The following is a 12,722-nucleotide window of genomic DNA, read 5'->3' on the forward strand; positions in this document are numbered from 1 at the left end:
GCTCAGCCGCTCGCGCCGGGCGGGGTTTCCTTCGCGTCGGCGAGCTCGTCGACGTGCAGGGTCCGCCGGTCGACGGTGCCGTTGCGGTACGCCTGGCGCCCGACCATGTGGGCCGACAGCGGCGCCGTCGCGAACTGGATGACGAGCACGGGCACGAGGAAGGCGACGACCGCCCACGACTGCAGCTCGATCCCCACCGCGATGGCGATCAGCAGAAGCCCGAGCACCTGCGGCTTGGTCGCCGCGTGCAGGCGGGTCGGCACGTCGCGGAAGCGCAGCAGTCCGATCGCGGCCGTCAGGCACAGGAGTGCCCCCGCGAGGATGAGGACGAGCGACACGACGTGCAGGATCTCGGTCATCGCTCGGCTCCGTCCCGGCGGGCGACGAACCGCGCGATCGAGACCGACCCGAACACGCCGACGGCCGCGACGATCAGCAGCACGGGAAGCGTCCGCGTGTGGTGGTTGATCGCCATCTCGGCGCCGAGCGCGCAGATGAGGAGCGTCAGCAGGACGTCGGAGGCGACGGCGCGGTCGAGGATCGAGGGCCCGACGATGATCCGCCAGACCGTGAGCAGGGCGGCGACACCGAAGACGGCGCAGATGACGACGATGAGGGCGGTGGTCACGAGCGCTCCTCCTTCACGCGGTTGCGGATCTCGGCGCTGCCGGCGCCCGACGCGCGGATCGCCTCGAGCTGGGCGGGCGAGCCGACGGCCCGCACGATGCGCGCCTCCCAGCGCTGCACCATCCGCCGCTGCTCGTCGACCTCCGCATCCGTCGCGGCGCCGAGGACGTGCAGGTAGAGGATGCGCCGGTCGCGGTCGGTCTCGAGGACGAGCGAACCGGGGATGAGGGATGCCGTGACGCCGACGTGGGCCATGATCAGGTCGTCGTCGGTCACGAGCGGCACCGCGACGACCGAGACGCCGGGCTGCCGGCCGGGCCTGACGACCTGCCACGCCACGACGAGCGAGCCCTTCACGACGGCGCCGAGGAACTGCGCGAGGAAGACGACCAGCCACCACGGGTTGAGGCGACCGGACAGCTCGACGGGCGGCAGACGGAAGACGCTCGTCACGAACACGGCGACGACGGTCCCGGTGAGGAAGGCGAGCACCGTGAACTGACCCCACAGCAGCATCCAGAGTGCGATGAGCCAGAGGAAGAACGGCAGCTGCCGCCAGATCCCGATCAGCGCGCTGCGCTTGACGTCAGTTCCCATCGTTCACCTCGTCCTGCAGCTGTGTGAGGCTCACGGGGTAGGGAAGCGCCGCGCCGATGCTCGCGCAGAGGTTGTAGAGCGGGCCGGCGAAGAGGGTGAGCGCCACGGTGACGGCCACCATGCCCGCCGTGGAGGCGGTCATGATGCGCGGGATCACGCGGCGCTCGGTCTGCACGCCCGAGGCGGGCGCGTCGTCGAGGTACGAGATGCGGTCGGTCATGCCCTCGTCGCCCTGCTCCTCGTCCTCGCGCCAGAACGACAGGTTCCAGGCGCGCATGAGCGCATACAGCGTGAGGAGCGAGGTGAGGATGCCGCCCACCATGAGGACGTACATGATCGGGGTGCCGACGGCCGCGGCGGCGTCGAAGAGCGCGTACTTGCCGATGAACCCCGAGAAGGGCGGCAGGCCGCCGAGGTTGATCGCGGGGATGAAGTAGAGCACCGCGAGGAACGGCGCCGCCCGCATGAGCCCCTTCACCTTGAGGATCGAGGTCGATCCCGCGCGACGCTCGATGAGGCCGACGGCGAGGAACAGGGTGGTCTGCACGACGATGTGGTGGACCATGTAGTAGATCGTCGCGCCGAGTGCTTCTTCGGTGCCGATCGCGAGCCCGAACACCATGTAGCCGATGTGGCTGACGAGGGTGAATGACAGGATGCGCTTGAGTTCCGCCTGTGCGACGGCGCCGAGGATGCCGACGATCATGGTCGCGAGCGCGACGATCAGCAGCAGCATGCTCACGTCGTTCTCGCGGAAGATCTGCGTCTCGGTGCGGATCATCGCGTAGACGCCGACCTTGGTGAGCAGGCCCGCGAACACGGCGGTAACGGGTGCGGGCGCGGTCGGGTACGAGTCGGGCAGCCAGAACGACAGCGGGAAGACGGCGGCCTTGATGCTGAATGCCAGCAGCAGCATGAGGTGCAGCACGAGCTGAACCTCATCTGGGAGCTCGCCCATCCGGTCGGCGAGCTGCGCCATGTTCACGGTGCCGAGCGCACCGTAAATCGCGGCGATCGCCGCGAGGAAGAGAATCGACGACACGAGCGACACGACGATGTAGACGACGCCGGTGCGGATGCGGGACTCGGTCGAGCCGAGCGTGATGAGCACGTACGACGCGACCAGCAGGATCTCGAACCCGACGTAGAGGTTGAAGAGGTCGCCGGCGATGAAGGCGTTGAAGATGCCCGCGGCGAGGATCAGATACGACGGGTGGAAGATCGAGACCGGCGTCTCCTCGTCCCCATCTGCGGCACCCTGCCCGACCGAGAAGAGGAGGACGGCGAGCAGCACGACGCTCGAGACGACGACGAGCAGCGCCGCGAGCCGGTCGACGTAGAGCACGATGCCGAAGGGGATCGGCCAGCCGCCGACCGACACGGCCAGCGGCATCCCACTGGCATCCACCGCGTACAGCAGGATCGCCGCGACGATCGCGACGAGGGTGAGCGTTGTGATCGAGACGCCGACCTGCACGCGACGGCGACGGCCGAAGATGAGGGCGACGGCGGCGCCGATCATCGGGATGCCGACGAGGAGTGGGACGAGCGCGGTCATCGGTCGTCACCCCCTCGGGGTCGGTCGACGGGTGCGTCGTCGCGGAGTTCGGCGATGTCCTGCTGGTGGAGGATCACGATCGGCGAGGTCTCGGTGCCGATGAAGTCGGTCGTCGCATCGTCGTCCTCGTCGGTGATCTCGTCGTCCATGGTGTCTTCGTCGGCGGCGGCGCGTTCGCGGACCTCGCGGTCGGCCTCGTCGTCCACGACGGTGTCGGCCTGGCCCAGCTGCCACGACCGGTAGATGAGGGCGAGGAGGAACGCCGAGACGGCGAAGGTGATGACGATGGCGGTGAGCGTGAGCGCCTGCGGGAGCGGGTCGCTCATCTCATCCGGCTCGGCCGCGCCGAAGAACGGCGCGACGCCGGGCTCCCCCATCACGATGAGGAGGAAGAGGTTCGCCGCGTTGCCGAGCAGCAAAAAGCCGATGAGCACTCGGGTGAGGCTGCGCTCGAGCATCGAATAGACCCCGGCCGCGAACAGCGCACCCATGATGATGACGAGGACGAGCGAGACGGTCATGCGTTCACCCGTTCCTGCTGGTCCTGCGTCTGGCGGTCGACCTCGGCGCCCAGCGAGCGCAGGACATCGAGCACGAGGCCGATGACGACGAGGTACACCCCGACGTCGAAGAGGGTCGAGGTGACGAACTCCACGTGACCGAGCAGCGGCAGGTTCGCCTCCCAGAAGGTGCTCGTGAGCGGGTCGGCGAAGAAGAGGAGCGGCACGAGCGCCGTGCCGACCGCGATGAGCATGCCCGCCCCGAGCAGGCGGCCGGCGTCGGTGGGCGCCGCGGCGCCGAGCTCGTAGCGGCCACCGGCGACGTAGCGCATGACGAGCGCCATGCCGGCGACGAGGCCGCCGGCGAAGCCGCCGCCGGGAAGGTTGTGGCCCGCGAACAGCAGGTAGAGCGACACCACGATGATCGTGTGGAAGAGCACCCGCACGATGACCTCGAGCATGAGCGACCGGTTTTCGGGCCGCACCTTCTGCCCGCCGATGAGCCACGCCTGGCGCGTGCTGCCCGACGCTGCGCCGCGCGGGCGCGGGCCCTCGGCGGTCTCGACGAGCGGACGACGGAAGCGGGCGGCGCCCGTGGGCAACGAGCGGACGCGCTGCGCGAGCGTGTCGGATCGGTGGGTAACGAAGACGAGAGATGCCACACCGGTGGCGGCCAGGATGAGGACCGACAGCTCACCCATCGTGTCCCACCCGCGCAGGTCGACAAGTGTGACGTTCACGACGTTCTTGCCGTGGCCGATCTCGTAGGCAAGGTCGGCGAAGCGGTCGGAGATCGGCTGGGCGACGCGCGCGCCGGTCGCGATCAGCGCGATCGCCGCCATCGTCACACCCACGCCGATGCCGAGGATCGCCCGAAGGACCGGCAGAACCGACGCGTTGTGATCGCCGAGGCGGGCCGGGATGCGGCGGAGGACGAGCGCGAACGCGATGAGGGTCACGGTCTCGACGAGGATCTGCGTGAGCGCGAGGTCGGGCGCACCGCTCGTCGCGAACAGGAGCACCATGCCGAGCCCCGTCACCGAAACCAGGACGACACCGGTGTACCGCTTGCGGGCGCGGACGGCGACGAACCCGGCGAGGATCATGATCGGCGCGACGATGAGCTGCGCCGGGTGATGCCACGCCTCAAACGCGATCTTCCACTCGGTGCTCGCGAGCAGCGCCGTGGCTTCTGCGGCGATGAAGACGACGAAGATCGTGCCGACGTAGAACGGCAGCGAACCGCGCTGCGTGAGCGAGGTGGTCCACACCGACAGGCGCGCGACACCGCGGAGCGCGCCGTTATAGACGTCGTTCGCCGTGAACGGCAGGATGCGCGACGTCCATCGGGTGCGCTGCGTGAGCCAGAACACGAGCGCGCCGACGGCGATCGAACCGAGCGAGAGGAACAGCGCCGGCTCCCACCCGTGCCAGAGCGCCAGGTGGTACGCCTTCGCGCCCTCGGCCTCCGGGGCGGTGTCGGCGTACCCCGCGATGCCGATGTCGAGGAGGGGGGATGCCACGCCGGCAACGAGCGTCAGCCCGCTGAGCACGACGGGCGCGACCATGAAGCCGATCGGCGGGTCGGGCCATTCGGTCGTCGGAAGCTGCTGGCCGGCGGCATCCCGCTTCGTCCAGAAGGCGCCCCAGACGAACCGGATGCCGTAGGCGGCGGTGAGCGCGGATCCGAGGAGGATGCCGACGAGCGGCACGATCGACATCGGATCGGCGCCGCCGTCGAGGAAGGCGGTGAGGGTCGCTTCCTTCGCGACGAAGCCGACCGTCGGCGCGAGCCCCGCCATCGAGGCGACGGCGATGATCGAGAACACGGCGAGGGTCGGCGCCTGCCGCCCGACGCGCGAGAGCTCGCCGATGTCACGGGTGTTGAGCTGGCGGTCGATGACACCGACCACGAGGAACAGCGCCGACTTGAAGAGCGCGTGCCCGATGAGCAGCGCGAGGCCGGCAAGGGCCGTCGTCCGCTCGCCGTAGCCGAGCACGACGGTGAGCATGCCGAGCTGGCTGACGGTGCCGAAGGCGAGGATGCGCTTGAGGTCGGACTCGCGCAGCGCCTGGAGGCCGCCGAGGAGCATCGTGAACAGTCCCAGCCCGATCACGATCGGACGCCACGGCTCGACCTCCGCGAACCCCGGAGCGAAGCGGGCGATCAGGTAGATGCCGGCCTTCACCATCGCCGCGGCGTGCAGGTACGCGCTGACCGGGGTGGGGGCGGCCATCGCGCCGGGGAGCCAGAAGTGGAACGGGAAGATGGCCGACTTGCTGATCGCACCGACCAGCAGCATGACGAGCGCGGCATCCAAGGCGAAGGCCTCGCCGCCCTCGAACATCGGACCCGCCTCGAGCATCGCCCGGATGCTGGTGGTGTCGTAGAGCACGACGAGCATCACGACGCCGATGAGCATCACGAGCCCGCCGAGGGTGGTGACCAGGAGTGCTTGGAGCGCCGCACGGCGGCTGGCGCCGCGGCGGTGGTAGAAGCCGATCAGCAGGTACGAGAGGACGCTCGTGACTTCCCACAGCATGACGAGCACGACGATGTCGTCGGTGAGGACGAGGCCGTACATGGCGCCGGCGAAGGCGAGCAGCACCGAAGAGAAGAGCGCGAGCCCCTCGGTCTTCCCGGCGAAGTACCACCGGCAGTAGATGAGCACGAGCGCGCCAACGCCGGTGACGATGAGCGCCATGACCCAACCGAGGGTATCCATGTGCATCGAGAGCTCGACGCCGAGATCGGGGATCCAGGCATATGTCTCGAACGGGATGTCACCCCGGAGGACGGCAGGACCCTGCAAAGCCGTGTGGACGAACGCGAGGCTCGGAACCACCGCAGCGATGAGGAACGTGCGCGACCCCCACTGCTTCACCAGGACCGGAAGGATCATCGGTACCAGTGCGAACGCAAGGAGGAAGGTCAGCAACCTGGCCTCCTCTGTATGTCGCGGGGGTCGAGATGTCCAGTCTACTCGGGCGGATATGCCCGGCGGCCCGAGGGCCGCGAATCGGCGTGCTCAGCGGGCTGCGGTTGTGTTCCCGCGGCGGAATGTACAGGTGAGGGTGACGGATGCCGGTGCCCGATCGACCAGCATGGCGACGACGGCTTCGCCGGCGGCATGCCCCTTCGCGGTCGCGTCCTGGACCATCGTCGTGAGCACGTACGGTGCGAGCCCGTCGACCACCACCCCGTCGAATCCGGTGACGCTGAGGTCTTCGGGAACGCGGAGACCCGCCTCCTCGGCGGCGCGGATGACGCCCGCTGCGAGCATGTCGCTCTGCGCGAGGATCGCGGTCGGGCGCGGCCCCGACAGGAGGACCCGTCCGGCGGCGAGCCCCTCGTCGATCGAGCTGTCCGCCGCAGCGTACGCGGGCGCGTCGGGAAAGACGTCGCGGGCGCCGCGGAGGCGGTCGCGGGTGACATCGATGAGGATCTCGGTGTCATCACCGATGAACCCCCGACGCCCGCCGTCGTCGGTACGGAGGGTCACGAACGACACGTCGGTGTGTCCGAGCGAACGCACGTGCTCGGCCACCGTCCGCTGCGCGTCGCGGTTGTCGAGCATCACCTTCGGGACGTCCTCCCCCGCGTCGCCCTCGATCACGACGACGGGGATGCCGCGCCCTCGGGCGGTCTCGACCGACGAGCGGATGATCTCGTTGCATCCGAGCAGCACGGCCGCGTCGATCGGCACGGAGGTGAGGCTGGGCGCGGCTTCGACCGTGCCCGTGTCGTCTTCCCGGAGCAGCAGGATGCCGGCGCCGATCGGCGCGAGCGCATCGCTGAGGCCGTCCATGGTGGCGGCGTTGACGGGGTCACGGAATGCGGCGCCGAGGCGTTCACGGAAGAGGACCGCTACGATTCCCGCGCGACCGGTGCGCAGCGACGCGGCGCGCGGGTCGGGTCCGGTGTAGCCGAGCGACTCGGCGGCGGCGAGTACGCGCTCGCGCGTGGCATCCGACACCGGCGCCTTCCCGCTAAAGACGACAGACGCCGTCGACGGCGACACTCCGGCTTCGCGCGCGACGTCACTGATGGTGGCGCGACGGGTACCCATGCGCCGATGGTAACCCCTGGCGAGACGGGATTCGAATCGTTTCGACACTTCCGTTACAGTATCCGCGTGAACACCGTCGTCGCCCCCTCGCGCCTACTCGCCTGGCGTCTCGCCGTCTTCGCGATCTTCACCGCCAGCGGTCTGAGCATCGCCACCTGGGCCGCGCGCGTCCCGTCGATCAAGACGGCGCTCGACATCGACAACTCGGCGATCGGTCTTCTCCTGCTCGGCATGGGCACTGCGTCGATCATCGGCCTGTCCTGCTCGTCGGTGATCGCCGCGCGCATCGGCACTCGCCGGGGCATGCTCGCGATGATGCTGATGCTCGCGGCCGGGCTCGCGACGATCGGCGTCGGGACGGATGCCGCGCCGTCGCTCACCCTCGTGCTGATCGGCCTGGCGCTGTTCGGCTTCGGCAACGGCGCGCTCGACGTGATGATGAACGTCGACGGTGCGGCCATCGAGGTCGCCGTCGGCAAGACGATCCTGCCGCTGTTCCACGCCTTCTTCAGCTTCGGCACCGTGATCGGGGCCGGCCTCGGCGCCGCAGCCGCGGGCGCCCGCATCGACGTCTTCTCACACGCAGTGGCGGTCGCGATCTCGATCGTCGTGCTCGCGTTCATCGCGTTCGCGTTCGTCCCGCAGCGGGACTTCGGTGCACCGGATGCCGCGCCGTCGGGCTGGCGCGAACGGCTGTCGACCGCGCTGTCGGCGTGGCGCGAGCCCCGCACCTATGTGCTCGGGGTCGTGATGCTCGGAATGGCGTTCGCCGAGGGTGGCGCCAACGACTGGATGGCGCTCGGCGTGAGCGAGGACCACGAGGGAGGCCCGGCACTCGGCGCCGTCGCGCTGACGGTGTTCTCGGTCGCGATGACGGTCGTCCGCGTGATCGGCGGCCCGCTCGTCGACCGGTTCGGCCGCGTCGTGACCCTCCGCGTGCTCGCGGTGACGGCGACCGCCGGCATCCTGCTGTTCATCCTCGCGCCGAACCTGCCGCTCGTCTTCGTCGGCGCGGCGCTGTGGGGTATCGGCGCGTCGCTCGGCTTCCCTCTGGGCATGTCCGCCGCGGCCGACGATCCCGCGAAGGCAGCGGCCCGAGTGAGCGCGGCAGCGACGATCGGCTACGTCGCGTTCCTGTGCGGCCCGCCCGTGCTCGGCGTCATCAGCGACCACATCGGGCTGCTGAACACGCTGTACATCATCGTCGCCCTCGTCGTGGCATCCGGCTTCGCGTCAGGTGCGGCGAAGCCACTCCCCGGCACGCGCGGCACCGGCCACTGACAAAGGGTCAGAACAGGCGCGGTGCGCCAGACTGCACACCCTTCATCTCGTCGTAGTCGAGGGTCACACAGCGGATGCCGCGGTCGGTGGCGAGCACCTTCGCCTGCGGCTTGATCTCCTGGGCAGCGAACACGCCGGTGACGGGAGCCAGGTGCGGGTCGCGGCCGAGCAGCTCGAGGTAGCGGGTGAGCTGTTCGACGCCGTCGATGTCGCCGCGGCGCTTCACCTCGACGGCGATCGTGCCGCCTTCGGGGTTGCGCAGCAGCAGGTCGACGGGACCGATCGCGGTGGGGAACTCGCGACGCACGAGGGTGAGATTCTCGCCGATGACACCCACCTGCTCGGCGAGGAGGCGCTGCAGGTCGGCCTCGACGCCGTCCTTGATGAGGCCGGGGTCGACACCGAGGTCGTGCGAGCTGTCGTGGATGACCTCGTACAGCCGGACGGTGAGCGCGTCGCCGGACTTCGCGTGCGTGACACGCCACATCTCGACGACGTCCTCGTCGTCCTCCCCCGGTTCGACGACCGTGAGGGTGCACGGCGGGCTCATCCAGTTGAGCGGCTTGTACGAGCCGCCGTCGGAGTGCACGAGCAGGCTGCCGTCGCCCTTGTGGACCAGCAGGCGCGTGGCCAGCGGCAGGTGGGCATTGAGGCGGCCCGTGTAGTCGACGGAGCAGCGGGCGATGACGAGACGCACGGCGACGAGCCTACCCGCGGCGGTGTACGGGATCGTCCGAGAACGCTCGATCTGCCGAGCGAGCGGTCCGAGGGTTCCTAGCGTGTGGAGTGAGCGGGTGCACTGGGGTCCGCTCGTCGTCTCCTGGGGAGGAAGACATGTCCGGCTCCATCGCCGTCCGCAGCCGCGCGCGGCTCGCACTCGCCCTGCTGGTCTCGGTCGTGCTCGTCATGGCCGGCGGTGCGCTCGTACCCGCGTATGCCGCAGCGACAACGCTCACGATCCGTGGATCGATCGTCGTGCCGAAGGGCGTCAGCCCCGCCGACTATCTCGACGGCGTGAGCCTCGAGTGGCGGAACGCGGCCTGGAAGGTCGGCGCGGACAACGCGTACGGCCGGGCGACGCTCGACGAGCGAACCGGGGCGTTCTCGATCACCGGAGTGGATGCCGGCAGCTACACCATCCGGCTCGCGGGTAGCACCACGGTGAAGGGCATCACCGTCGACTGGGACGGGACACCCGGACCGGTCGAGCCGAGATCGGGCGGCGCCACGGGCGGCGGCGGGTACGGCTGGGGCGTGGACACGCCGAATACGTGGGTGACCGTCTCGGGCGCGGACGCGACGGCAGAGCCGCTCATCGCACCGGCGTTCGGCGCCGTGACAGGCAAACTCATCCTCACCGACGCGCTGCCGCGCGGCGAGGAGACCGTGTTGTTCCTCGAGGCGACCGAGATCGGCGGCATGCCGTGGGACATCTGGCGAACCACAGCGCCCGTACGCCCCGGCGTCCTCAGCCAGACGTGGCGTCGCGCGGTCGACGCCGGCACCTTCGACGTCGACGCCGTGGCACGTGCCTACGTCGACGGCACGTACAAGGTGTGGCGCTACGTCGGCTCGAAGCGCGTCACCGTGCCTGCCTTCGGCACCGCGACCATGGACGTCGTCGAGCAGCGGCCCAAGATCACCGGCACAGCAAAGGTCGGCCAGCGCCTGCGCGCCTCCACCGGCACCTGGCCGGCGGGCTCGAAGCCGACCTTCCAGTGGCTCCGGGGCGGCAAGGCGATCGCAGGCGCCAAGGGCTCCACGTACACGATCACCGCAGCGGATGCCGGCGCGAAGCTCTCCGTTCGGGTGTCAGGCCCGAGCTCCGCGTGGGGCCCGGTCCCCACGATCCGGCGCACGTCCGCGACCGTGACCGTGGCGAAGGCGACGCTCGCGGCGTCCACTCCCCGCATCACCGGCACCGCGAAGGTCGGGCGGACGGTCAAGGTCGTCGCCGGGAAGTGGACGTCGGGCACGAAGCTCACCTACCAATGGCGCGCGAACGGCGTCGCACTGAAGGGCGCGACGAAGTCGAGTTACAAGCTCCCGGCATCCGTTCGGGGAAAGCGCATCACGGTGACCGTCACCGGCACGAAGTCGGGGTACGTGACCAAGAAGATGACGAGCCGCAGCACGTCGAAGGTCGCCCGCTGAGCCGCGTCAGACGGGCCTCATAGAATGACGATGTGGGGGGTACGAGCGACACGAGCGCGGCGACGATCGATGCGCTGATCACCGACCTCCGCGCGCTGCGCGCAGCGAAAGGCGTCTCGTACCGCGACCTCGCAACCCGGATCACGGACCGACGGATCGCCGACGGCACGAGTCCTGCAGCGGCGCGGGTGCCGCACACCACCATCTCCGACGCGTTCCGGCTCGGCCGTCGCCGCTTGAACGCGGGGCTGATCGCCGAGATCGTGCGAGCGCTCGACGAGGATGCCGCGGCGGTCGATGCCTGGCGTGCCCGTGTCGCCGCCGCGACCGCGGCCGAGCCGGCGCCCGAGCTCGAGCCGGCGCCCGAGCTCGAGCCGGCGACGACGCCGGCCGCCCGCTCGTCGCCGGGATGGGTGCTCCTCGTGATGCTCGCCGGTCTCCTCCTGAACTCGACCGGGAAGTTCGTGAACCCGCTGCTCGGCGACGTCTTCTTCTTCGACATGGTGGGGACGGCGCTCGTCGCGATCCTTGCCGGGCCGTGGGCGGCTGCCGGGGTCGGTGTGCTGTTCATCGTCGTCGAACTCCTGAAGGGCCAAGTCATCGCGGCGGTGTTCGCGGTGACGATGGTGTCGGCCGGCGTGATCTGGGGTCTCGGCGCGCGTCGATTCCGGCTCGCTGAGACGCTCCCGCGATTCCTCGCCCTGAGCGCGCTCGTCGCCGTCGTCACCTCGCTGATCGCGGTGCCGATCACCGTGATCATGCTGGGCGGCGCCACCGATCGGGGGCTCGACGGTCTCCGTGACGCGGTGCTCGCGGTCACCGGAGTCGACCATGATCTCGCGATCGGCATCGTGAACTTCACCGTGTCGCTCGTCGACAAGCTGGCGGTCGGCGCCGCAGCGTTCGCGATCGCGACGCTCCTGCGCCGGGTCGACGGCGTCGGTCGGCGGGTTCCAGCCGCCCCCTAGGCTGGAGCCATGACGACGCGCTCTCCCTGGTCTTGCATCCTCTGGGACGTGGACGGCACCATCGTCGATGCGTCAGAGGGCATCTTGAGCCGGCTGACCCGCTGCCTCGAGCATTTCGGCCGACCCGCCCCGACGCGCGAGGAGCTGGTGCACTGGATCGGCCCGCCCATGTTCGAGTCGTTCCAGAAGAACGTCGGCATGACGCCCGAGCAGGCGACCGAGGCTGTCGCGTACTACCGCGCGATCGGCAAGGCGGACGGGCACACGACCGGCGCGCGCCTCTATGAGGGTGTCGGCGAGCTGATCGCCGAGATCGCGGATGCCGGTGTGCCGCAGTCGACCGCGAGCTCGAAGCCCGAGAACCAGGTCGTCGCGCTCATGGAGCACTTCGCCATTGCGCCGCGACTGCAGGAGATGGTCGGGGCGACGCCCGACGAGAAGACCCTGGCATCCAAAGCCGACATCGTGGCCGAGGCATTGCGGCGCCTCAAGGCCGACGGTGTCGACGTCAGTCGGCCGGTCCTGATCGGCGACCGTCACCACGACGTGGACGGTGGCGCCGCCCAGGGCGTGCCGGTGATCTTCGTGCGGTGGGGCTTCAGCTGGCCGCACGAATCCGAGGGAGCGCAGGCGGCGGTCGACACGGTGGCCGAACTCCGCCGCCTGCTCCTGGTGTCAGACGAGGTCTGACCGAGGACCTCAGAGGGGGCGGATGTTCTCCGCCTGCAGGCCCTTGGGGCCCTGTGCGATGTCGAACTCGACGCGCTGGTTCTCTTCCAGCGAGCGGTAGCCCGAGGAGTCGATGGCCGAGTAGTGGGCGAAGACGTCGGCGCCGCCCTCATCGGGAGCGATGAACCCGAAGCCCTTCTCCGAGTTGAACCACTTGACGGTGCCGCTGACGCTCATGAACTGCCTTACTGATAGTTGCCGGCGACACGTCCGCCGGTCCCTCCCCAACCTAGCCGCC

Annotated in this window: 13 protein-coding genes; 4 read left to right on the forward strand and 9 right to left on the reverse strand. The window is 69.6% G+C overall.

From position 1 onward, the window contains the following. Positions 1 to 2 precede the first annotated feature (2 nt). The 7 genes from mnhG to QNI14_RS06165 form a co-directional block, all read right to left on the reverse strand. Entirely contained in the window at positions 3 to 359 is a 357-nt protein-coding gene (gene mnhG / locus QNI14_RS06135; RefSeq protein WP_283715567.1) for a monovalent cation/H(+) antiporter subunit G, read from the reverse strand. After that, complete coding sequence (locus QNI14_RS06140; protein WP_217528955.1) at positions 356 to 628, reverse strand: MrpF/PhaF family protein; 273 nt, start codon at positions 626 to 628, stop codon at positions 356 to 358. Before QNI14_RS06140 ends, mnhG begins: the two co-directional genes overlap by 4 nt. Further along, on the reverse strand, positions 625 to 1,224 hold the full coding sequence (locus QNI14_RS06145; protein ID WP_283715570.1) for a Na+/H+ antiporter subunit E: 600 nt from the start codon (positions 1,222 to 1,224) through the stop codon (positions 625 to 627). The genes QNI14_RS06140 and QNI14_RS06145 overlap by 4 nt, the downstream gene beginning before the upstream one ends. Beyond that, the gene (locus QNI14_RS06150) at positions 1,214 to 2,782 is read right to left on the reverse strand and encodes a Na+/H+ antiporter subunit D (protein WP_283715571.1); all 1,569 of its coding nucleotides are present in this window, start codon (positions 2,780 to 2,782) and stop codon (positions 1,214 to 1,216) included. Before QNI14_RS06150 ends, QNI14_RS06145 begins: the two co-directional genes overlap by 11 nt. Next, the gene (locus QNI14_RS06155; protein WP_283715573.1) at positions 2,779 to 3,303 is read right to left on the reverse strand and encodes a Na(+)/H(+) antiporter subunit C; all 525 of its coding nucleotides are present in this window, start codon (positions 3,301 to 3,303) and stop codon (positions 2,779 to 2,781) included. Before QNI14_RS06155 ends, QNI14_RS06150 begins: the two co-directional genes overlap by 4 nt. Continuing rightward, on the reverse strand, positions 3,300 to 6,221 hold the full coding sequence (locus tag QNI14_RS06160; RefSeq protein ID WP_283715574.1) for a Na+/H+ antiporter subunit A: 2,922 nt from the start codon (positions 6,219 to 6,221) through the stop codon (positions 3,300 to 3,302). The genes QNI14_RS06155 and QNI14_RS06160 overlap by 4 nt, the downstream gene beginning before the upstream one ends. 90 nt (positions 6,222 to 6,311) lie before the next feature. After that, positions 6,312 to 7,352, reverse strand: a complete 1,041-nt coding sequence (locus tag QNI14_RS06165) for a LacI family DNA-binding transcriptional regulator (RefSeq protein ID WP_283715575.1) — start codon at positions 7,350 to 7,352, stop codon at positions 6,312 to 6,314. A gap of 66 nt (positions 7,353 to 7,418) precedes the next feature. Between QNI14_RS06165 and QNI14_RS06170 the strand changes: the two genes are divergently transcribed. After that, positions 7,419 to 8,633 carry an MFS transporter gene (locus QNI14_RS06170; RefSeq protein WP_430539243.1) on the forward strand — a complete coding sequence of 405 codons (1,215 nt, stop codon included), beginning with the start codon at positions 7,419 to 7,421 and terminating at the stop codon, positions 8,631 to 8,633. A 7-nt stretch (positions 8,634 to 8,640) separates the two neighbouring features. Here QNI14_RS06170 and nucS read toward each other — a convergent pair whose 3' ends face one another. Next, positions 8,641 to 9,330, reverse strand: a complete 690-nt coding sequence (gene nucS, locus QNI14_RS06175; protein ID WP_283715576.1) for an endonuclease NucS — start codon at positions 9,328 to 9,330, stop codon at positions 8,641 to 8,643. Between the two features lie 137 nt (positions 9,331 to 9,467). Between nucS and QNI14_RS06180 the strand changes: the two genes are divergently transcribed. From QNI14_RS06180 to QNI14_RS06190, 3 genes are read left to right on the forward strand one after another with little or no spacing between them, the layout of a single operon-like run. Then, the gene (locus QNI14_RS06180) at positions 9,468 to 10,787 is read left to right on the forward strand and encodes a hypothetical protein (RefSeq protein ID WP_283715577.1); all 1,320 of its coding nucleotides are present in this window, start codon (positions 9,468 to 9,470) and stop codon (positions 10,785 to 10,787) included. 32 nt (positions 10,788 to 10,819) lie between these two features. Beyond that, complete coding sequence (locus QNI14_RS06185; protein ID WP_283715578.1) at positions 10,820 to 11,755, forward strand: helix-turn-helix domain-containing protein; 936 nt, start codon at positions 10,820 to 10,822, stop codon at positions 11,753 to 11,755. A gap of 9 nt (positions 11,756 to 11,764) precedes the next feature. Beyond that, positions 11,765 to 12,445: an HAD hydrolase-like protein gene (locus tag QNI14_RS06190; protein ID WP_283715579.1), complete on the forward strand. Its 681-nt coding sequence runs from the start codon at positions 11,765 to 11,767 to the stop codon at positions 12,443 to 12,445. 9 nt (positions 12,446 to 12,454) lie between these two features. On the opposite strand, the gene QNI14_RS06195 is transcribed toward QNI14_RS06190, so the two are convergent. Next, positions 12,455 to 12,661 (reverse strand): cold-shock protein, encoded by a 207-nt coding sequence (locus QNI14_RS06195; protein ID WP_253035713.1) that lies wholly within the window; start codon positions 12,659 to 12,661, stop codon positions 12,455 to 12,457. Positions 12,662 to 12,722 lie beyond the last annotated feature (61 nt).

Source organism: Microbacterium dauci (genome assembly GCF_030065535.1).
GTDB lineage: Bacteria > Actinomycetota > Actinomycetes > Actinomycetales > Microbacteriaceae > Microbacterium > Microbacterium dauci.